This window comes from Sphingomonas xinjiangensis (assembly GCF_014199255.1).
Taxonomy (GTDB): Bacteria; Pseudomonadota; Alphaproteobacteria; order Sphingomonadales; family Sphingomonadaceae; genus Sphingomonas; species Sphingomonas xinjiangensis.
Genome location: NZ_JACIJF010000001.1, coordinates 556,048 through 575,994 on the forward strand (window position 1 = coordinate 556,048; position 19,947 = coordinate 575,994).

Genomic DNA, 19,947 nt, shown 5'->3' on the forward strand with positions numbered 1-19,947 from the left:
GCGTGCGATTATGTCATTCACCGCTTAATTCCTCTCACCACCCGCGGGGGAACACGGGGTAATCGAGTAGTAAGTAGGCGCGTTCTTTTGCTCCGACGCAGCGGCGCTGTAAGGAATTGTTGCTATGCGGAATGAGTGTACTGAAGAATGATCTGCGCCCGCAGCCCGCCTTCTCGGCGGTTGCCCAGCTTCAGGGTTCCGCCTTCACTGTCCACGGCCTTCGCAACGATCGAAAGGCCCAGACCGAGACCCAGCGTGTCACGTGCCCGAGCGCGATCAAGCCGCACAAACGGCTCCAGTACGGTACGCAAAGCGTCCTCGGGGATCCCTGGTCCATCGTCCTCGACGCAGATCGCGACGTGATTGTTTCCAGCTTCCAGCTTCAACCAAACGGTGTCGGCATAATGAACGCCATTCTCCACGAGGTTTACCATCGCCCGCTTCAGCGTGGTCGGGCGAATCATCATCTCCAGATGTTCAGGCCCGTCATACGTCACAGCGTGGCCGTGATCGGCTGCGTCATCGGCGATCGTTGCGCACATCACCGCCAGATCGGTCGATACCCGCGGTTCGACGTCAACATCGCCGCTCAGATAGGCAAGCAAAGATCCGATCATTGCCTCCATCTCGCCAATGTCCCCTTGGATCGCGTCCAGAACTGCGGGATCTCCGATCGCATCTGCGCGCAGCCGCAGCCGCGCCAGCGGCGTGCGAAGATCATGGCCCACCGCCGCCAGCGCCTGAGTCCGATCGTCGATCAGACGGTGGATACGGGCCTGCATCCGATTGAAGGCGCGGATAACCCGCCGCACTTCGCGGGCTCCCCCTTCGGGTACTTCCTCGGCGATATCGCTGCCGACATGCTCGGCAGCATGGGCAAGTCGGCGCATCGGCAGCAACGTCTGACGTACGAGCACACCGCCCGCGAGGATGATCGCGACCGCCGGGCCGAGCGCAAGCAGCATCCGCTCGATGGAAAATCCAAGCTGCTGGATCGGCTCGCGCGTACCGAACTCCATCCAGGTGCCGTCTTCGAGCGTTAATCCGCCGGCGATGACGACCCGGCGCGGCGTGCCGCTCAGGCGCAGCCGCAAATTGGAGGACGCGAGGCTCGGCTCCCACACAAGCACTTGCTCGTGGATGCGGTCGAGCGTCTGTGCGGCGGCCAAATATGACGGAAGCTTTGGCGTCCAGCCGATACTGTACCGCGACGTGGTCAAATCTTGCGCCAGCGTGACTCGGGTATCCGCCGGGGAGTCATCCAGCAGCTTGCGAGCGATGATCAGATGCTCAGCCAGCCTCCGGGCCTCGTCCTCGCGTACCGAGAGCTGGCTGGCGCGTTCGTAGAAGAAGGTGCTCGCGCCGAATTCGATCAGGATCGCAAGCAGCAGGATCGCGAAGATCTGGCCGATCAGCCCGAGCGAAGGCCGCAGCGACCTTCTCAATTGCGAGTCACTGGAGCGTTCAGCATGTAGCCAACGCCACGGACGGTGATTATCGGCGCCTTGCCGCCGGTCGTCGAAAGCTTGCGCCGTAGCCGGCTGATCAGGACATCGACGCTGCGATCTGAACTGTCACCCAGGCGGGTGCGGGATAGTTCGATCAGCCGCTCGCGCGCAATTACCCGGCCGGCATGATCGCACAGGCTGACGAGAAGGTCGAATTCGGCACCGGTCAGGTCCACCACCGCCCCGGTTGGCGAAATCAGCTCGCGCCGCGGAAGATTGATAGTCCAATCGTCGAAGCGCAAAATGCCCTGAGCGGGTTGCGCATCGCCCTCGGACCGGCCGCTGCCGCGGCGCAGCACTGCGCGGACCCGCGCAATCAGCTCCCTCGTGCCGAATGGCTTGGCAAGATAATCGTCGGCGCCGAGCTCAAGCCCGACTACTCGGTCGGTTTCGCTCCCCTTTGCCGATATGAAGATCACAGGGATCTGGCTCTTCTCACGAAGCGTGCGACAAAGATCGATGCCGCTGGCACCAGGCAGCATGACGTCCAGAATGACGAGGTCTGCCGGTCCGGCGTCCAGCGCCACCCACATCTCGGCGCCGGTAGCAGCTGGACGAACCCTGTACCCATGTTCTTGCAACGCGCGCGAAGTGAGCGTCCGAAGCGGCGGATCATCCTCGACCAGGACGATCGTAGGTGCCGCCGCAGTGGCTGGTGTCTGGGTCATTTGCCCGCCCTAAAAACCGGACACGCACGGGTCAACGCCGCATCGTGTTGCGAGGCAACAACGGCACTGCGGAAAGTGCCCGTCTCGCAGGGCTGCATTCGCCTTAACATGTTGGTATAACTTGGTCCTTATCCTGGTTGCTCGGCCCGCCAGCTTCCGTGGAGGGGTTGGCGGAGGCATGTTGCCTCCCAGCCGTAGAGGATGGAATGCCCTACCAAAGACCAGCCAGCACCCATGCTTTGATGCATTCGGACCTTCGTCGAGAGTTGCGGGTGCAGGTATGTATCGAAAGCGTGATGGGCAGTTCGATGCTAGGTAAGCGGAAGGTCGAGTTGCTCGACATCTCTAATCTTGGATGCCGCGTGTCGTGCTCGCTCGACGTTCCAACCGGGACCCATGTCGTGCTGACCATGCCGAGCCTGTCCCCGATCAGCGCGCAAGTGCGCTGGAGCCGCCAAGGTGGTCTGGGTTTGCGCTTCGCCACACCGCTGCATCCACTGGTCTTGGAGCGGATTGTAGTGCTTAATCGCCCCCACTGACCGTCAGACAGCCTGTTCCCAGTGCCCCGCGTCATCCTGCTTCCAATATCGGCGCTTGACCCCTTCCTTTTCCGCGAGATCCTTCCAGACGGCACGTGCCTCGCGGATGCGGTCCTCGGTGAAAAAGTGAAAGACGCGGGTGAACGCCAGTACCTCGTCACGCCAGACGCCGTCGGCTAGTGCGACGTTTTGCGCCCCGTTGGCTCCGTCCGGCACGCGGCTGATCAGCACCGGCTGGCTCGCATCGTCTTCCCCACCAGCAAGCCCGTGCGGCAGGAAGCTGGCGGCGGCATAGGTCCACAGCAATTGATCAAGCCCCATACGCGTCTGCTCGTCGATCGCGACGACCAGCAGTCTACCGCCGGTGGCGAGGATTCGTTCGGCGATGCGCGGCAGCACGCGTTCCAGGGGGGTGCGGCTCAGATGATAGAAGTCGACCTGCATTCCGGTTCTTTAGCGATGCTGAGCGTTCCGGCCAACGCCGACAGCGTTGCGGTGCAGAAGGTGCTGCGATAGGGCGGACGATGCCGCGTGCCGGGAGTGAAGATAAAGGTGGGAATCAAGGTGACGCGCAAGGCTATGTTGCTGTCGGGCGCCCTCGGGATGTGCTTGGCGGCGCAAGCGCGCGCGCAGGAGACGGTCGACGTTCAGGATTCGCCTGCCGAGCAGCCTGACCTGCAGTCTGCGCCGGCGGACACGCCCCAAGCTGCAACGGCCGCGACGGCCGGGCAAACCGGATCGCCTTCGTTCCAGGCGCCTTCGAACACGGCGTTGCCCCCCTCGCCCATGGCCTCGGAAGATCCGGACCAGGTCCAGTTCACTGCTGACCGGATCGACTATGACTATGAAAAGGATATAGTGACGGCGACCGGCGATGTTCGCTTGTACCGCCGCAGCGACCGGCTGCGTGCCGATAACGTGGTGTGGAACCGCAACACCGGGCAGGTCACCGCCCAGGGGAATATTGTCGTCATCAATCCTGAAGGCGATGCCGCCTATGGCGACCGGATCGAACTCACCGACACGCTGAAGGATGGCGTGGTAGAGAACATGCTGGTGGTGCTCGATGCCGGCGGTCGCGTCGCGGCCGAGCGCGGGCGCCGCGACAATGGCGTGATCACCGTCGAAAAGGCCGCCTATACCCCATGCGCCGTTACGGACATGGCAGGCTGTCCCAAAGAGCCTTCATGGAAAATCACCGCGGAACGCGTCGTCTACGACCCCACTATCGGACGCATCCGCTATACCGGCGCGCGTGTGTCCATGTTTGGTCTGCTGTCGCTCCCCCTTCCTTCCTTCTCTCACCCGGTTGGCGGCAGCAGCGACGACGGCTTTCTGGCTCCCGACCTCCGCATCAGCCGAACGAACGGTTTTCAGTTCGCCCTGCCCTACTTCTTCAGCCTGGCGCCCAATCGCGACCTGACGGTCACGCCGCGGGTATTCACCGGCGCCTTGCCAATGTTGCAGGCCGAATACCGGGCGCTGACGGATATCGGCTCTTATCGGGTCACCGGATACGGAACCTATAGCCGGCGCGCCGACGACCTTACCGTGCCGTTGACGGACGAAACGTCGCGCAACGACTTCCGCGGCTATATCGATGCGGTCGGCCGCTTCCAGCTCGACACAAACTGGAGTGCCAGCGCCTCCATTCGGACCGCGAGCGACCGTACCTTCCTACGGCGGTACGACATTTCCCGAGACGACCGCCTGCGCAACAACCTCCGGGTGGAGCGGATCGATCAAGACTCCTACTTCTCGATCAACGCTTGGGCAGTGCAGACGCTCCGCGTGGGAGAACGCCAGGGGGCGCAGCCGATCGCGCTGCCGGAGATCGATTATCGGCGCCGCATGGACGACGGCATTCTGGGCGGCCGCCTGCAATTTCAGCTCAACACCCTCGCTATCGCCCGCACCGACGGACAAGATTCGCAGCGTGCGTTCGCAAGCGCGCAGTGGGATATGCGACGGCTGACGCCGTGGGGCCAGGAAGTGACGCTCACCGCCTACGGCCGCGCCGACGCCTACAACACGCACGATACGCTCGAGACGGTGGAGAGCTATCGCGGGCTGGAAGGTTTTCAGTTCCGCGGCATCGGCGCTCTCGCGCTGGACGTGAAATGGCCGCTGATCGGCGCGGCATTTGGCGGCACCCAACGGCTCACACCGCGGGTGCAAATCGTCGCCTCACCCAAGACCAACAACATGGACGTACCCAACGAAGACGCGCGCGCCGTTGATCTTGAGGACTCCAACCTCTTCGCACTGAACCGTTTCTCCGGCTATGATCGGTTCGATGATTCCACGCGAGTAACGGTCGGCCTCGACTATGCCCTCTATCTGCCCGGCATCAGCGTGGATGCGAATATCGGGCAAAGTTACCGCCTGTCGTCGCAGGATTCGATCCTGCCGGACGGCACCGGCCTTAGCGACCGAACGTCCGACATTGTCGGCCGTACGGTAGTCCGCTTCCGCGATTTCGTCAGCCTCACCCACCGCTATCGGCTCGACAAGGACGATCTCGCGATCCGACGCAACGAGGTCGACGCGACCGTGGGCTCACGCAGCACCTATGTTCAGGTCGGATATCTCCGGCTGGACCGCAACATCGGCCTTATTTTGGAGGACCTTCAGGACCGGGAAGAGGCCCGGCTCGGCGCGCGCGTCCAACTCACCCGTTTCTGGTCTGCGTCTGGCTCCATCCTGATCGACCTGACCGACAGCAAGGAAGACATCCTGTCGCAGGCGGATGGATATGATCCGGTCCGGCATCGTCTCGGCGTCGCCTATGAAGACGACTGCTTGCGGCTAGGCCTCACCTGGCGGCGTGATTATCAGACGACGGGCGACGCTCGACGCGGCAACAGCTTCCTCTTGGCGCTGGCGTTCAAGAATCTTGGCCGCTAAGAAATCTGGCTTGAGAGTCGGCAGAACCCAATTCCGCTAAGCCTTGGTTCAGGCACAATTGGCGAGTAAGCGCCACCGATCTGTATGATGAGGGTTCAGGCTCACGTGAACACTGGTGTTGCGAAGGCGGTCCGCTTGGGCCGTAAAACTGTTTTGGCGCTTGGAGTTGCAGGGCTTGCGTCGGTGGCGCTTGCTCAGACTGTGCCCGATCGACAGGACGCGCCGAATACCGGGCTCGACCTCCCGGCGAACCTCCAGATTTTCGGGAAGGCCGATCCCAACGTCCGAAAGCCGACCGCGATCGTGAACGATGTGGTCATCACTGGCACGGACGTGGACCAGCGGGTCGCTCTGATCGTCGGCCTCAACAAGCTCAACCTGAAGGCGCAGGAACTCGATCAGCTCCGACTGACCGTGCTGCGCCAGTTGATCGACGAGACGCTGCAGATCCAGGAGGCCAAGGCCAACGAGATCACCGTCGACCCCAAGGAAATCAATTCCAGCTTCAACAGCGTCGCGCGGCGTCTGGAAAAGACACCGGAACAGTTCCGCGCCTGGTTGAAGGAATCAGGTTCTTCCGAGCGCTCGATCCGCCGGCAGATTGAAGGCGAAGTTGCCTGGAGCCGGCTGCTGCGCCGCCGTGTCGACGTGAACGTCAGCGAAGCCGAGGTTAAGGATTGGATTGACCGCTGGACCAAGCAGAAGGGCAGCGACGAGTTCCACGTCTACGAAATCTATCAGAACGCGACGCCGGACCGTGCACAGGAGGTGCATGCCGGTATGCAGCGCATGATCCAACAGATGCGTGAAGGCGCCCCTTTCGATTATCTCGCCCGCACCTATTCAGAGGCATCGACCAAGTCGGTCGGCGGCGATCTCGGCTGGGTCCGTCCGGCCATGCTGCCTGAGCCGCTGGCCAAGGCGGCACAGGAGATGCAGTCTGGTCAGGTCGCGGGGCCGATCGAGCTGCCCACGGGCTTCTCGATCCTGTACTTGGCCGAGAAGCGTCAGGTCGGCATGGCCGATCCCCGCGACGCCAAGCTCAGCCTCCGGCAGCTTGCGATCAACTTCCCCAAGGGAGTCAGTCAAGCGCAGGCGACTGCGCGGGCCAGCGCCTTCGCCAGCGCCACGCAAAAGATGCAAGGCTGTGGCGACGCGGCAAAGGTCGCGGCAGCCGAGGGCGCCGAGATGGTCGATCGCGACGGCGTGGTGATCCGTGATCTGCCCCCGGCATTGCAAACCATGATCATGCCGCTTCAGGTTGGGCAGGTAAGCCGCCCGTTCGGATCCGTTGAAGAAGGTGTGCGCGTCCTGGTCATTTGCGGCCGCGACGATCCCGCGACACCTGGCGCACCCTCGGTCGAGCAGTTGCAGGACCAGATCGCCGAACAGCGCGTGAACATCCGCGCTCAGCGTATGCTGCGCGATTTGCGACGCGACGCTCTGGTTGAATATCGCTGAGCGTGTGAGCGGGCGAACGTCCATTCGGCCGCTCGCCGTCTCCATGGGGGACCCGGCCGGCATTGGGCCGGAGATCATTGCAAAAGCGTGGAAAGCACGCGAGCTACATTCGCTCGCGCCCTTCTTCGTGATCGGCAATCCAAAGGCCATCGCTGCCGTGTGGGATGGCCCGATTTCGATAATTGGCTCCCCGCACGATGCAGCCAGCAGATTCGCGGAAACGCTGCCAGTCTTGCCGGTCGGCGAGGCCCACGAGGTCGTGCCCGGGTTTTCGAGCGGCGACGGCGCTCAGGTGGCGCTGCAGGCACTTGAGATCGGGGTTGGTCTTGCTCGATCCGCAGCGGCAGGTGCGCTGGTGACCGGGCCGGTTTCCAAGGCGCAACTGTATCAAGTCGGCTTCACTCATCCCGGTCAGACAGAGTTCGTCGCGGAACGGTGTGGCATTTCGGCAGACAGCGCCGTCATGATGCTCGCCGGGCCGACATTGCGTGTCGTCCCAATGACGGTCCATGTGGCGCTCGCCCAAGTTCCAGGCATGATCTCGCAGGAGCTGATCTTGTCCAAGGCGCGCGTCACGGCACGAGGGTTATTGCGCAATTTCGGGATCGAGCGCCCACGCCTGGCATTCGCCGGGTTGAACCCCCATGCGGGCGAAAGCGGTGCCATCGGCCGCGAAGAGGTCGACATTCTGACTCCTGCGCTTGCACAGCTGCGGACCGAGGGGGTTGATGCAGTAGGGCCATTCTCGGCCGACACGATGTTCCACCCCCGCGCGCGTGCCGGCTATGACGCAGCACTATGCCTGTACCACGATCAGGCGTTGATTCCGATCAAGACGCTGCACTTCGACGATGGCGTGAATATCACGTTGGGTTTGCCGATCGTTCGCACCTCGCCCGATCATGGCACAGCGTTCAACATCGCGGGCAGCAACCAGGCGGATCCGGGTGCGATGATTGCCGCGCTCCGCATGGCGCAGTCCGCGGCAGAACGCCGCAGCGCCACCTCCGCGATCGGACTGCCATGACCACCCTGCCTCCGCTTCGTGACGTCATCCAGCGCCATGGCCTCAGCGCCAGCAAGGCGCTCGGCCAGAATTTCCTGTTTGATTCGCAGCTGCTTGGCCGGATCGCGCGCGTGCCCGGAGACATTGCCGGCGCAAACGTATTCGAGGTCGGGCCTGGGCCAGGCGGCCTCACCCGCGCGCTGCTTGGCGAGGGAGCAAACGTCATCGCAGTGGAACGCGACCGCCGCTGCATCCCAGCGCTTGCTGAGCTGGGCGAGGCTTTTCCGGACAAGCTGCGGGTGATCGAAGGGGACGCGCTGGAAATCGACGCGCCGTCGCTGTTCGGAAGCAAGCCACACATCGTTGCCAACTTGCCCTACAATGTCGGTACGGCCCTGCTGGTCGGCTGGCTCTCGGCCGACTGGAAGCCTTGGTGGGCAAGCCTGACGCTGATGTTCCAGAAGGAAGTCGCCGAACGCATCGTCGCCGCTCCCGGGACCGACGCTTATGGCCGGCTCGCTGTGCTCAGCCAGTGGCGCTCGCACGCCCGGATTGCGATGGCGGTGCATCGCTCTGCGTTCACGCCGCCGCCAAAGGTGATGTCGGCGGTGGTCCACATCACGCCGGCCGACGCTCCCGACGGCGTCCGCTTCAAGGTGTTGGAAGCGCTCACCGCCGCCGCCTTTGGCCAGCGCCGCAAGATGCTCCGTCAGAGCCTCAAGCCTGTGCCCGGCGCGATCAATGCTATGGAGCGGCTGAGTATCGACTCCAGCCGCCGCGCGGAAACGCTGTCGGTCGACGAGTTTGTCAGCCTCGCGCGGCTGCTGAGCTAAGGCTTGGCCGAAGCCGGGGCCGCGGCATCGGCCTGCGCAGTGGTGGTTGCCGGCGGTCCTTTCGCGATGGCCGCCGACAGCATGGTGGCGTCGTTGCACTGGCCCTTGCAGATCGCCTGGATCTTGGTCAGGTTTTCCTTGGCCTTTTCCACTGCGCCCTTTGCGACCATCGCCTCGCCCTGCCCACGCAGCGCCGACAAGTCGTTTGTCTGGAGCGCCAGAGCCTCGCGGTACAGACGGATCGCCTTGCCCGGCAGGCCGCGCCCGCGTGAGATCTCCGCCAGCACGATGAACGCGTCTCGGTTGCGCGGGTCGACCGCCAACGCGCTTTCCAGCGCGTCCTGCGCGCCGTCGATATTGCCCGCCGCCTGTGCCGCTCGGCCCTGTTGCAGCAGCATCAGCGAACGCGGGTCGATCTCATCGCCGGGACGCTGCGCCATCAACGAAGACGAAAGCGACAAGACCATCAGCGCAACCGCAGCCGAAATCGCAGTGACCCGCATCCAAATCTCCGAAACTGAACGGCTTAGGGCTATCATGCGCGAACCAGCTTCGCGACAAAAAAGCCATCGGTGTCGTCGTGCAGCGGCGTCAGCCGCACCCCCTCGCCGCGCGGTCGCCCGGCATCCAACGCAGGTCGCACCGCCTGCCAGTCTCGATGCCGCTCAAGGAAGCCCGCAACCTGGTCTGCCCCTTCGGCGTCGAGCAGCGAGCAGACGATGTAGACCAGCGTCCCACCAGACGCGACCAGCGCCGCACCGATATCGATCAGGGCCGCCTGTGTTTGCGTCAACCGCTTCAGCCGCGCATCGGTGAGCCGCCACCGTGCCTCTGGATTGCGTCGCCAGGTGCCGGTGCCCGAACATGGCGCATCGATCAGCACCAGGTCGGCAGCCCCGTGCCAGTCGCTCAGCCGCTTGCCCTCACAGCCCGGATCAAGCAACCGCGTTTCGGCGATCGTCACGCCGGCGCGTTCAGCACGCGGCGCGAGCCGCGACAGCCGCGCCCGATCGATGTCGGTCGCCAGGATGCTCCCCTGGTTCGCCATTGCGGCGGCTAGCGTCAGCGTCTTGCCCCCACCGCCGGCGCATAGGTCGACCACCTTCATGCCCGGGCGGGCCCCGCCCGCTGCGGTGACCATCTGGCTGCCGGCATCCTGGATCTCGAACAGGCCCTCGGCATAGGCCGGCAACCGTTCGAGCGAGGTATCGCCGGGCAGGCGCAGCGCGTCGGGCACATGCGCTATCGGCACTGCCCCTGCCAACGCGCCGGCAAGGGAGTCCGAATCCGGCTTCAACCGATTCAGGCGAATATCGAGCGGCGCTCGCTCCAGCAATGCGACCTGCTCTGCGTCGCCCAGCCCCGACTGCGCAAACCGCTTGCGCAGCCAGGCTGGCAGCACCCCTGCCGCAGCAACAGGCTCCGCGTCCTCGAGCGCCGCAGGACCGTAGGAAGAACCATCGAACGTCGCGCCAAGCTCAGGCCGGGTCCGCGCAAGGGCCACCATCGCCGCACGCCCACTCTCCGGCCGCTCCCCGCACAGGCGGATCGCGTCATACACCAGTTCGCGAATCGCGCGGCGGTCCTTCGACCCGGCATAGCGCCGCTCGGCAAACCAGCGGGCGATCAGCGTGTCAGCCGCCGCCCCGCCTTCGCGCGCGGCGGTGATGATCCGGTCGAGCAGATCGACCGCCGCCTGAGATCGCGCAGCCGGCGTCATGGCTCAGCGCGTCGGGTAATTGGGAGCCTCGCGCGTGATCGTCACGTCGTGGACGTGGCTTTCCTTCAGTCCGGCATTGGTGATGCGGACAAAGCGCGCCTTCTTCTGCAGTTCGGCGATGGTCGGCGCGCCGACATAGCCCATCGCGGCCTTCACGCCGCCGACTAGCTGGTGGATCACGTCACGCGCCGGGCCCTTGTACGGCACCTGGCCCTCAATACCCTCAGGTACCAGCTTGAGCTGGTCTTTCACATCCTGTTGGAAATAGCGATCGGCCGATCCACGCGCCATCGCGCCCACCGAACCCATGCCACGATAGGACTTATAGGCGCGACCCTGGTACAGGAAGGTTTCGCCGGGCGCTTCCTCGGTGCCCGCCAGAAGCGAACCGATCATCGCCGTCGAGGCGCCGGCGGCAAGCGCCTTGGCGACGTCGCCCGAGGTGCGGATGCCGCCATCAGCGACCACCGGCACGCCGGATTTTGCGCCTTCGTTCGCGGCTTCCATCACCGCGGTGAGTTGCGGCACGCCGACCCCTGCGACCACACGGGTGGTGCAGATCGAACCCGGGCCGATGCCGACCTTGATCCCGTCCGCGCCTGCGTCGATCAGCGCCCGTGCGGCTTCGGCGGTGGCGATATTACCGGCGATTACCTGCACGCGGTTGGACAACTTCTTCACGCGTTCGACCGCGCGGCTCACTTCCTTGTTGTGGCCATGCGCGGTGTCGATCACGATCAGGTCGACCTCGGCGTCGACCAGCGCCTCGGTTCGCGCGAAGCCCTTGTCGCCCACCGTGGTTGCAGCCGCGACGCACAGCCGCCCGGCCGCGTCCTTAGTGGCGTTCGGGTAATTGACGGCTTTTTCGATGTCCTTGACGGTGATCAGCCCGACGCAGCGATAGGCGTCATCCACTACCAGCAGTTTCTCGATCCGGCGTTGGTGCAGCAACCTACGCGCCTCTTCCGAGCTGACGCCGGCCTTCACCGTCACTAGGCTCTGGTGCGTCATCAGCTCGGACACCGGCTGGTTCGGATTGCCAGCGAAGCGCACGTCGCGATTGGTCAGGATACCAGCCAGCTTGCCGTCTTCCTCGACCACCGGCACGCCGCTGATCTTATGTCGCGCCATCAGCGCCTGCGCGTCGGCCAACGTGCCGGTCGGGCTCATGGTGATGGGATTGACGACCATCCCACTTTCGAAACGTTTGACTGCGCGAACCGCCTCCATCTGCTCCTCGATGTCAAGGTTGCGGTGAAGCACGCCAATGCCACCCAGCTGGGCCATGACTATTGCCATGTCAGCCTCGGTCACGGTGTCCATCGCCGAGGACAGGATTGGTATGTTGAGCGCCAGGCCCTTCGTCACCTGAGTGCGGGTGTCGGCCATGCTCGGCAGCACCTCGGACTCGCCCGGGTAGAGAAGGACGTCGTCGAAGGTGAGGCCGAGGGGGATATCCATGGAGAGCGCCAAGTCCTTGAGTCGGGAGTTGGCGGCCCATGTAACCGCGAGGGGGTAAATGCGCTAGGGGGTCGGAGGCGTTCTGGTCACAGCGCGTCGAGATGCGCGGCGACGTAGTCGGTCACCGCACCCACCAGCGAGCCGCCGAAGCGCGGGTTGAGCTCGATCATCTGCATAGTGCCGTCAACGACCTTGTAGTTGAAGCAGCAGGTGCCCTCGAAATCGAGCGCGTCGAGGATCGCCAAGCACGGCGCCAGCGCCACGCCCGGTTCCGCAGGCTCGGTCGTCCTGGCCTCCTGCTCCTGCCCGCGCACGCTCATCGTCTCGACCATGTCGTAGCGGTAGCAGAGCTGAAACCGGATCCGTCCGTCGATCCGCAACAGATGCAGCACATATTCGTACCGCCCCTCCGCGACCCGCTGGACGAAGGTTTCCGAGTCGGGCGTGTCCCCATCCCCGGGGCCGCGCACGATCCTGATGCCTTGGCCAAAGGTGCCGTGCCGTGCTTTGCGAATATAGGGATAGCTCGCCGGAGGGTCGGTCAGCAACTCGGGCACGAACGCACCAAAGCCTTGCTCGACCAGCCACAGGTTGAACTGCAGCTTGTCGTCGACCAACGCCACCATCTCGGCAGAAGGCAGTACTGCACGCCTATTGCCAGAACTCCGAGCCACCGCCGCACGCGCCGACGGCATCTGATCGAGCCGGAGAGGGACGATCAGGTCGAAGTGATCGGGGTCGACGGCTTCAAATGGTGCGAAGCTCACCTGGAAACGGTGATGATCAATGAACCGGGCGATCGCCGGCATCTGGGTGGAATGATATCCGAACAGGATTTGCGGGAGCATAACGCACGAACCCTGTGATGGCTGATTGGCTCCAGCCTAGAGATGTGAATAGCGTAGATGCTTCTCTCGCTCGATCTGCTCGGCCATATTCTGGCGCATCTTCGCGGACGCTGCGCGATGGCCTCGCCAGTCCTTCACCGCGTTGCGCAGGCTCGAGCCGCTAACCTGCGCCGAGGATTCGCGCCGAGCGCCCGCAGTGTCGTCGCGCAACGCCCGGAGTGCCTGCGCCTCGCAAGCGGAACCTTGGCGGAGATGTCCGCACATGGCGCTTCCACCAAGCGCCGGCGCTCGCTGCTCAGCCGCGACAGGCGGTACCGCATGGTCGCAAGGGCCGCTTCGTCCGGACTCGAACAAGACCTCAGTTCATGAAGCGATCCGGCCGGCTCAAGCAAATCCTAGTGCAGCAGGCGGGTGTCGCTCACGCCCTGTTCCGCTCGATCAACGCCTGCGCCTGGGCGACATGCATCGCCTCAATCATCCGTCCGCGAAAGCGCTCGGCCCCGCCGCGAGCCGCTTCGACGATAGCGCGCGCGTCTTCGATCTCCTCAGGTGACGCACCGAAAGCGCGCGCCGCGATCTGGATCTGTCCCGGATGAATCAGTGTTTTGCCGTCAAAGCCCAGCATGCGCCCGTCGCGGCACTCGGCCGCCAGCCCCTCGGCATCGTCCAGCCCGTTGAATACGCCGTCGATGGCCCACACCTCGTTCGCCCGCGCCGCCAGCACGATGGTTTGCAGTGCAACCGACAAGCCTTCTCGCCCGCTAGCCGGCGGCAGCCTGAGGGCGGCTGCCAAATCGTTGGTACCCGCGATCAGCCCCGACACACCCGGTACTGCGGCGATATCAGCTGCGGCGAGCACCCCCAATGGCGTTTCGATCATCGCCAGCACCGGTTTGCTGCACGCGGCATGCACATCCGCTGCCTCCTCGGCAGTCTCCGTCTTGGGTAGCACGACGAAATCCGCCACCGACCGGGCAATCGCGGCAAGGTCCTCCACATGCTCTCCAAATCCGCTACCATTGGCTCGTATCGCGCACAGCCGCGGTCCGAACCCCTCTGCAACAGCGGCTACCGCTGCCGCACGCGCCGCAGTCTTCGCATCGTCGCGCACCGCGTCCTCCAGATCGAGGATCACCAGATCGACGGCAAGCGCCCGTGCCTTGGCGATCGCGCGCGGGTTCGATGCGGGCAGAAACAGTGCGGTGCGCGGTGCCAAGCGGGCTGTGGTCATGGTACCGCTCTATGCTAGCAAGTTAAATCTATGGCGAGGGGACTCGGGGGCAATGGACGTGATTTCGGCATTTCTGGTCGCACTGGCGGTGTTGGTCTTCATCTATGTGATCTCCAGCGTGAAGATCGTCACGCAGGGATATCAGTATACGATCGAGCATTTCGGCCGGTTCACGACCGTCGCTGCCCCCGGCTTCAACTTCTATCCCGCGTTCTTTTATCGTGTTGGCCGCAAGGTGAACATGATGGAGCAGGTGATCGACATTCCTGGGCAGGAGATCATCACCAAGGACAATGCGATGATCTCCACCGACGGCGTGGTGTTCTTCCAAGTGCTCGACGCAGCCAAGGCCGCCTATGAGGTCTCCGACCTTTATGTCGCGCTGCTTCAGCTCACCACCACGAACCTGCGCACGGTGATGGGCTCGATGGACCTGGACGAAACTTTGTCAAAGCGCGACGAGATCAACGCCCGGCTCCTTTCGGTGGTGGATCACGCCACCACGCCGTGGGGCGTCAAGATCACCCGCGTCGAGATCAAGGATATTCGCCCGCCTGCTGACATCGTCAACGCTATGGGGCGCCAGATGAAAGCCGAACGTGAAAAGCGCGCCAACATCCTGGAGGCAGAGGGCAGCCGCGCTTCCGAAATCTTGCGCGCAGAAGGGCAGAAGCAGGCGCGCATTCTCGAAGCCGAGGGGCGCAAGGAATCCGCCTTCCGCGACTCCGAAGCTCGCGAACGGGCGGCAGAAGCCGAAGCCAAGGCGACCCGCCTGGTGTCGGACGCGATCGAACAAGGGTCTTCCCAGTCGCTCAACTATTTCATTGCACAGAAATATGTCGAAGCGGTCGGCAAGTTCGCCACATCGCCCAACGCCAAGACCATCCTGTTTCCCGTCGAAGCGACCCAGTTGATCGGAACACTTGGCGGCATTGGCGAACTTGCCAAGGAGGCTTTGGGCAAGGCTGAGCCTTCCGCACCGTCTGCCCCACCAGTTCCGACCCGCCAGCGGATCGGGCCGTTTGAGCAACAGGTCTGATGGACTCGTTCCAGAACGCGGCGGTGCTCTGGCTGATCGGGGGCGTACTCCTCGCGACCGCTGAACTGCTAGTTCCAGGCGTGTACCTGGTGTTCTTCGCAGCCGCGGCAGCGATCACCGGCGCGCTGGCCCTGCTGTTTCCCGAGCTTTCGCTCGGCGCACAACTGGCCGGTTTCGCCGCCTGGTCACTCGCCACCGTGCTAGTCGGCAAGCGTTGGTACCGCGACTTCCCCGTCGCCACTGCCGACCCGCTACTCAACGACCGCTTGGCCCGGCTGGTGGGCGAAACCGTCACGGTGGTGCAAGCGCTCGAAGGCGGTGAAGGCCGTGTTCGCGTTGGGGATGGCGAATGGATCGCGCACGGCCCGGATCAGCCCGTCGGCGCACGCGTCCGTATCACGGGCGCTGCTGGCGGCAGCCTTACCGTCGAACCCGTCCGCACCCTCACCGCCTGACCGTACCGGAGCGTCTCCATGCAAACCACTCGTCGCCAGTTGCTCCTAGGCACCGGCGCAACCCTTGCCGCCACGGCTCTTCCCGGGCAGGTGCTCGCCGCAAGTGCCGATGACCAAGCCGAGGCGCTGATCGACAGCACCGCCGAAACCTTGCTCACGCTCTCGCCCGAAAGTGCGACCAGTCTGGGCATCGACAAGGACAAGCGCGCCGGACTGAAGCACCGCCTCGCCGATCGCAGCCCCACGGGCCAGCACAGGATGGCGGAGCATCTTCAGCGTACCCTGACGGACATCGCTGGCCTCGACATGAACGCCCTCAGCCCAGCGATGCGCGTCCATGTTGACGTGATCCAGGGATCTTATGCCAATTCACTGAAGGGCTTCGGCTTTGGCTTTGGCGACGTTTCGGTCGGCGGCTGGCGAAACTCGCCTTATGCGGTTGCCCAGAACGTGGGCGCATTCATCGACATTCCGCGCATGCTTGAGAACGAGCACCAGATCGAAGCGACGAGCGATGCCGAGGCGTATGTCGATCGGTTGCAATCCTATGCCATTCAGCTCGACGGCGAGACCGAGCGCCTGAAATCCGCTGCTGGCAAGGGCGTGATCGCGCCCGATTTCTTGCTCGACAAGGCGCTTAAGCAGATCAAGCTCGCGCGGGGCGGCAACACCGCAGGCTGGAGCCTGGTCACCTCGCTCGCCAATCGCACCGCCGGCATGGAAGGCGATTTCGGCCAGCGCGCTTGGGAGATCTGCAACAAGAGGATCGTTCCCGCGCTTGACCGCCAGATCGCCGAGTTGGAGCGCCATCGCGCCCGCGCTACCCCGGATGCTGGCGTGTGGAAGTTCAAGGATGGTGATGCCTATTACGCCTGGGCGCTCAGCGCCGGCACCACTACGACGATGACCCCAAACGAGGTCCACCAGATGGGCCTTGAACAGTTGCGCGCCATCCAAGCGGAAATGGACGCTATTCTAAAGAAGGAGGGATATAGCCAGGGCAGCGTCGGCGCGCGGATGACAGCGCTCGCCAAGGATCCACGCTACAGCTTCCCGGATACCGATGAAGGCCGCAAGCAGATCATCAAGCTGCTTGAAACCCGTATTGCAGACATCCGCGGCAAGATGCCCCAAGCACTCCACACCTTGGTGAAAGGCAATGTCGAAGTGAAGCGGTTGCCGCTAGCCGAGGAGCCCGGCGCGCCTGGCGCTTATGGCGGCCCAGGAACGATCGACGGCAAGGTGCCCGGAAGGCTCTGGATCAACCTGCGCAGCACGGGCCTTTGGACCAGATACAGCCTGCCGGACCTCGCCTATCACGAGTCCATCCCTGGCCATGCGTGGCAAGGCGAATACACCTTCTCAATGCCGCTGATCCGCTCGCTGTTGCAGTTCAACGCCTATAGCGAAGGGTGGGCGCTCTACGCCGAGCAGCTTGCCGACGAACTCGGGGTATACGCTGGCAACCCGGTCGAGAAGCTCGGCTATCTTCAGTCGCTTGGCTTCCGCTGCTGCCGCTTGGTGGTAGATACCGGCCTCCACGCCAAGCGCTGGACCCGCGAGCAGGCGATCCGCTGGTTTGTCGAGGCCAACGGCTCGAGCGAGGACGAAGTGCAGGGCGAAGTCGACCGCTACTGCTCGTGGCCGGGTCAGGCCTGCGGCTACAAGGTCGGTCACAGCGAAATCAATCGTTTGCGCGACCATGCCAAGACCGCACTCGGCACGCGCTACGACTTTCGCGCGTTCAACGATGCGGTGGTGCTTGGCGGCAACGTTCCGATGACCGTACTTGGGCACATTGTCGCTCGCCACGTGTCGACGCGGCGGGCATGACGATCCGTCGAGATTTGTGATGGTCGCAGGTTAGCAGCGATTGAGCCGGTGGATGCTTTGCTTTACCGATCGCCTCGATGCCGTTCAGCCAAGCACCCAAGGCCGCATGACCGCCACGATCGCGCTGGTCGATGACGACCGCAACATTCTAACCTCGGTGTCGATCGCCCTTCAGACCGAAGGTTTCCTGACCCGTGTCTATTCGGAAGGTGAGAGCGCGCTCAAGGCGTTGATCGACAATCCCCCCGATCTGGCCGTGCTCGACATCAAGATGCCCCGCATGGACGGGCTCGAACTGCTCCGCCGTCTGAGAGAAAAAAGCCAGATCCCGGTGATCTTCCTAACCTCCAAGGACGATGAGCTCGACGAGGCGCTCGGCCTGGCCATGGGGGCGGATGATTATATTGCCAAGCCCTTCAGCCAGCGCCTGCTGATCGCCCGAATCCGGGCGATCCTGCGCCGCACCGAAACCGCGCTGCCGACGGCGGAAGGCGGACAGCCTCAACCAGCAGAGGCGCTGGTACGCGGGCGGCTGGCCATGGATCCGGCAAGGCACAAGGTCACGTGGGACGGCGCGAACGTGACCCTGACGGTCACCGAATTTCTGATCCTGGAAACGCTGGCGCAGCGCCCGGGAATCGTCAAGACGCGCAACCAGCTGATGGACGCGGCTTATCAAGATGACATCTATGTCGATGACCGCACCATCGACAGCCACATCAAGCGGGTGCGACGCAAATTTCGACAGGTAGATCCTGATTTCGATGCAATCGAAACGCTATATGGCGCGGGCTATCGCTTCTCGGACGAATAGCGAGCGCGACCTCGCGCTCACCTGGTCGAACCGGATCAGCCTCACCGTTCGGATCCTGGCGGTGAATATCTTTGCACTCGCCCTGCTCGGCAGCGGCTTCTTTTATCTCGATTCCTACCGCAGCCGCATGGTCGACAGCCGCGTCGCCCAGGCCAAACGTGAGGTGCGGCTGATCGCCCAGGCGCTTGCATCCGCGACCAACGAGCGCCGCAACCTGCTGGTGCTCAGTCTCGCCCGCGACACCGGAAACCGGATCCGCCTCTTTGACGAGGACGGCAAGATGCTGGCAGACAGCCAGGAACTCGGCCTGCGCAACGTCATCCTGCGCGATCCGGACAAGGACCCGTGGAACCAGTCCACCGCGCGCTTTCTAGATGCTGTCATCGACACCGTGGCCGGCGCCGACCGTGCGCCGCTGTTCCGCGAACAGCCCCGGGATCAAGGGCTGGATTGGCCGGACGTGCGAACCGCTCGCGAAACGCTCGGCACCCCGGCAACTGTGTGGCGTGCGCCGGACCGCACGCCGATCATCACCGCCGGAGCTCCGATCACGCAGCTGGGCGTGGTGATGACTACCACCAACGCGCGTGACATCACTCGCACCGTGCGTACCGAACGGTGGCGGCTGAGCGTGGTGCTCGCCATCGTCGCCCTGTCCTCAGTCTTTCTGTCGCTGTTCCTGGCGCGCACCATCGTTCGCCCCCTTCAGCTCCTCGCCCGCGCGGCGATCCGCGTCCGGCTGGGCCGGGCCCGCGAAGTGGTGGTGCCCCGCTTGCCCGAGCGCCGCGACGAAATCGGCCTGCTCGCCCGTGCCGTATCCGACATGACGCAGGCACTCCGCGCGCGGATCGACGCTACCGAAGCGTTCGCCGCCGACGTCACCCATGAACTGAAGAACCCGTTGGCTTCGCTTCGCTCGGCAGTGGATGGGCTTGCCCGTGTCAAAGACCCCGAATTGCAGGCTCGGTTGTTGGCGATCGTTCAGGACGACGTGCACCGGCTGGACCGCCTGATCACCGATATTTCCGAGGCCTCGCGGCTCGACGCCCAACTCAGTCGCGCGACGTTCGAGCCGGTCGATATAGGCGCGATGATTGCTGCGCTGATCGCGCAGCGCGAAGCGCGAGGCGTGCCTGCGGGAGTTCACATCCGCTTCGATCAGGAAGGCGATGTGCCGCTGCTCGTGCTGGGCGAGGGTGCACGCCTGGAGCGCGTGTTCGAGAATTTGATGGAGAACGCCCTTTCCTTCTCACCCCGGGATGGCCTCATCCGCATTGACGCACAGCTTGAAAGTGATGCGCTGACCGTCAGCGTCGAGGATCAAGGTCCCGGCGTTCCTGAAGAAGCGCGCGAGGCGATTTTCCGCCGCTTCCATTCGGTTCGTCCCGATGCCGAAGCGTTCGGGCTGCATTCCGGTCTCGGCCTTGCCATCGCGCGGACCATTGTCGAGGCCCACCAGGGCAGCATTTCGGTGGAGACGCGCGAAGAACGCACGACCGGGGCACGGTTCCTCGTGCGTTTGCCGCGCGCAGAAGGAAGGTGAGCCTTTGCATGCCTGGGAATTCCCAGGGGATCGAAGTCGCTGGGTTGGGCATTTCTCGGGTTCGATATAGGGAGTGGTCCG

18 protein-coding genes are annotated in these 19,947 nt (G+C 63.8%); 10 read left to right on the forward strand and 8 right to left on the reverse strand.

What is annotated here, in order from left to right; genetic code table 11:
- Positions 1 to 122: 122 nt before the first annotated feature.
- Both FHT02_RS02925 and FHT02_RS02930 read right to left on the reverse strand, forming a co-directional pair.
- Entirely contained in the window at positions 123 to 1,445 is a 1,323-nt protein-coding gene (locus FHT02_RS02925) for an ATP-binding protein (protein WP_184084014.1), read from the reverse strand.
- Entirely contained in the window at positions 1,442 to 2,176 is a 735-nt protein-coding gene (locus tag FHT02_RS02930) for a response regulator transcription factor (RefSeq protein ID WP_184084016.1), read from the reverse strand. Before FHT02_RS02930 ends, FHT02_RS02925 begins: the two co-directional genes overlap by 4 nt.
- Positions 2,177 to 2,418: 242 nt before the next feature.
- On the opposite strand from FHT02_RS02930, the gene FHT02_RS02935 reads away from it, so the two are divergent.
- Entirely contained in the window at positions 2,419 to 2,715 is a 297-nt protein-coding gene (locus FHT02_RS02935; RefSeq protein WP_184084018.1) for a PilZ domain-containing protein, read from the forward strand.
- Between the two features lie 3 nt (positions 2,716 to 2,718).
- On the opposite strand, the gene FHT02_RS02940 is transcribed toward FHT02_RS02935, so the two are convergent.
- Positions 2,719 to 3,159, reverse strand: a complete 441-nt coding sequence (locus FHT02_RS02940; protein ID WP_184084020.1) for a DNA polymerase III subunit chi — start codon at positions 3,157 to 3,159, stop codon at positions 2,719 to 2,721.
- A gap of 159 nt (positions 3,160 to 3,318) precedes the next feature.
- On the opposite strand from FHT02_RS02940, the gene FHT02_RS02945 reads away from it, so the two are divergent.
- The 4 genes from FHT02_RS02945 (at position 3,319) to rsmA (ending at position 8,922) form a co-directional block, all read left to right on the forward strand.
- The gene (locus FHT02_RS02945) at positions 3,319 to 5,622 is read left to right on the forward strand and encodes an LPS-assembly protein LptD (RefSeq protein WP_184084261.1); all 2,304 of its coding nucleotides are present in this window, start codon (positions 3,319 to 3,321) and stop codon (positions 5,620 to 5,622) included.
- Between the two features lie 87 nt (positions 5,623 to 5,709).
- The gene (locus FHT02_RS02950) at positions 5,710 to 7,083 is read left to right on the forward strand and encodes a peptidylprolyl isomerase (protein ID WP_184084263.1); all 1,374 of its coding nucleotides are present in this window, start codon (positions 5,710 to 5,712) and stop codon (positions 7,081 to 7,083) included.
- Between the two features lie 4 nt (positions 7,084 to 7,087).
- Positions 7,088 to 8,110: a 4-hydroxythreonine-4-phosphate dehydrogenase PdxA gene (gene pdxA, locus FHT02_RS02955; protein WP_343056806.1), complete on the forward strand. Its 1,023-nt coding sequence runs from the start codon at positions 7,088 to 7,090 to the stop codon at positions 8,108 to 8,110.
- Positions 8,107 to 8,922 carry a 16S rRNA (adenine(1518)-N(6)/adenine(1519)-N(6))-dimethyltransferase RsmA gene (gene rsmA, locus FHT02_RS02960; RefSeq protein ID WP_184084024.1) on the forward strand — a complete coding sequence of 272 codons (816 nt, stop codon included), beginning with the start codon at positions 8,107 to 8,109 and terminating at the stop codon, positions 8,920 to 8,922. Before pdxA ends, rsmA begins: the two co-directional genes overlap by 4 nt.
- On the opposite strand, the gene FHT02_RS02965 is transcribed toward rsmA, so the two are convergent.
- The 5 genes from FHT02_RS02965 to FHT02_RS02985 form a co-directional block, all read right to left on the reverse strand.
- Positions 8,919 to 9,425, reverse strand: a complete 507-nt coding sequence (locus FHT02_RS02965; protein WP_184084026.1) for a tetratricopeptide repeat protein — start codon at positions 9,423 to 9,425, stop codon at positions 8,919 to 8,921. The two genes, rsmA and FHT02_RS02965, sit on opposite strands and share 4 nt — an antisense overlap.
- A gap of 32 nt (positions 9,426 to 9,457) precedes the next feature.
- On the reverse strand, positions 9,458 to 10,642 hold the full coding sequence (locus FHT02_RS02970; RefSeq protein WP_184084028.1) for an RsmB/NOP family class I SAM-dependent RNA methyltransferase: 1,185 nt from the start codon (positions 10,640 to 10,642) through the stop codon (positions 9,458 to 9,460).
- A 3-nt stretch (positions 10,643 to 10,645) separates the two neighbouring features.
- Positions 10,646 to 12,103 carry an IMP dehydrogenase gene (guaB, locus tag FHT02_RS02975; RefSeq protein WP_184084030.1) on the reverse strand — a complete coding sequence of 486 codons (1,458 nt, stop codon included), beginning with the start codon at positions 12,101 to 12,103 and terminating at the stop codon, positions 10,646 to 10,648.
- An 86-nt stretch (positions 12,104 to 12,189) separates the two neighbouring features.
- Positions 12,190 to 12,912 (reverse strand): ATP-grasp domain-containing protein, encoded by a 723-nt coding sequence (locus FHT02_RS02980; protein ID WP_184084032.1) that lies wholly within the window; start codon positions 12,910 to 12,912, stop codon positions 12,190 to 12,192.
- 457 nt (positions 12,913 to 13,369) lie between these two features.
- Positions 13,370 to 14,182 (reverse strand): HpcH/HpaI aldolase/citrate lyase family protein, encoded by an 813-nt coding sequence (locus FHT02_RS02985; RefSeq protein WP_184084034.1) that lies wholly within the window; start codon positions 14,180 to 14,182, stop codon positions 13,370 to 13,372.
- Positions 14,183 to 14,234: 52 nt separating this feature from the next.
- Here FHT02_RS02985 and FHT02_RS02990 point away from each other — a divergent pair, with 52 nt between their 5' ends.
- The 5 genes from FHT02_RS02990 to FHT02_RS03010 all read left to right on the forward strand — a co-directional run bounded on the left by FHT02_RS02990 (position 14,235) and on the right by FHT02_RS03010 (position 19,866).
- Positions 14,235 to 15,221, forward strand: coding sequence for an SPFH domain-containing protein (locus FHT02_RS02990; RefSeq protein WP_184084036.1), 987 nt, complete (start codon positions 14,235 to 14,237; stop codon positions 15,219 to 15,221).
- Positions 15,221 to 15,676, forward strand: coding sequence for an NfeD family protein (locus tag FHT02_RS02995; RefSeq protein WP_184084038.1), 456 nt, complete (start codon positions 15,221 to 15,223; stop codon positions 15,674 to 15,676). The genes FHT02_RS02990 and FHT02_RS02995 overlap by 1 nt, the downstream gene beginning before the upstream one ends.
- Before the next feature lie 18 nt (positions 15,677 to 15,694).
- Complete coding sequence (locus FHT02_RS03000) at positions 15,695 to 17,509, forward strand: DUF885 domain-containing protein (protein ID WP_184084040.1); 1,815 nt, start codon at positions 15,695 to 15,697, stop codon at positions 17,507 to 17,509.
- Positions 17,510 to 17,615: 106 nt separating this feature from the next.
- On the forward strand, positions 17,616 to 18,323 hold the full coding sequence (locus FHT02_RS03005) for a response regulator transcription factor (protein ID WP_184084042.1): 708 nt from the start codon (positions 17,616 to 17,618) through the stop codon (positions 18,321 to 18,323).
- Positions 18,292 to 19,866 (forward strand): sensor histidine kinase, encoded by a 1,575-nt coding sequence (locus FHT02_RS03010; protein WP_184084044.1) that lies wholly within the window; start codon positions 18,292 to 18,294, stop codon positions 19,864 to 19,866. The genes FHT02_RS03005 and FHT02_RS03010 overlap by 32 nt, the downstream gene beginning before the upstream one ends.
- Positions 19,867 to 19,947: the final 81 nt, after the last annotated feature.

Bases quoted from the DNA above. Each gene is read 5' to 3' on its own strand.
- FHT02_RS02930 (WP_184084016.1), bottom strand. From the start codon at position 2,176: ATGACCCAGACACCAGCCACTGCGGCGGCACCTACGATCGTCCTGGTC.
- FHT02_RS02935 (WP_184084018.1), top strand. From the start codon at position 2,419: ATGCATTCGGACCTTCGTCGAGAGTTGCGGGTGCAGGTATGTATCGAA.
- FHT02_RS02940 (WP_184084020.1), bottom strand. From the start codon at position 3,159: ATGCAGGTCGACTTCTATCATCTGAGCCGCACCCCCCTGGAACGCGTG.
- FHT02_RS02945 (WP_184084261.1), top strand. From the start codon at position 3,319: ATGTGCTTGGCGGCGCAAGCGCGCGCGCAGGAGACGGTCGACGTTCAG.
- FHT02_RS02950 (WP_184084263.1), top strand. From the start codon at position 5,710: ATGAGGGTTCAGGCTCACGTGAACACTGGTGTTGCGAAGGCGGTCCGC.
- rsmA (WP_184084024.1), top strand. From the start codon at position 8,107: ATGACCACCCTGCCTCCGCTTCGTGACGTCATCCAGCGCCATGGCCTC.
- FHT02_RS02965 (WP_184084026.1), bottom strand. From the start codon at position 9,425: ATGCGGGTCACTGCGATTTCGGCTGCGGTTGCGCTGATGGTCTTGTCG.
- FHT02_RS02970 (WP_184084028.1), bottom strand. From the start codon at position 10,642: ATGACGCCGGCTGCGCGATCTCAGGCGGCGGTCGATCTGCTCGACCGG.
- guaB (WP_184084030.1), bottom strand. From the start codon at position 12,103: ATGGATATCCCCCTCGGCCTCACCTTCGACGACGTCCTTCTCTACCCG.
- FHT02_RS02980 (WP_184084032.1), bottom strand. From the start codon at position 12,912: ATGCCGGCGATCGCCCGGTTCATTGATCATCACCGTTTCCAGGTGAGC.
- FHT02_RS02985 (WP_184084034.1), bottom strand. From the start codon at position 14,182: ATGACCACAGCCCGCTTGGCACCGCGCACCGCACTGTTTCTGCCCGCA.
- FHT02_RS02990 (WP_184084036.1), top strand. From the start codon at position 14,235: ATGGACGTGATTTCGGCATTTCTGGTCGCACTGGCGGTGTTGGTCTTC.
- FHT02_RS02995 (WP_184084038.1), top strand. From the start codon at position 15,221: ATGGACTCGTTCCAGAACGCGGCGGTGCTCTGGCTGATCGGGGGCGTA.
- FHT02_RS03000 (WP_184084040.1), top strand. From the start codon at position 15,695: ATGCAAACCACTCGTCGCCAGTTGCTCCTAGGCACCGGCGCAACCCTT.
- FHT02_RS03005 (WP_184084042.1), top strand. From the start codon at position 17,616: ATGACCGCCACGATCGCGCTGGTCGATGACGACCGCAACATTCTAACC.
- FHT02_RS03010 (WP_184084044.1), top strand. From the start codon at position 18,292: ATGGCGCGGGCTATCGCTTCTCGGACGAATAGCGAGCGCGACCTCGCG.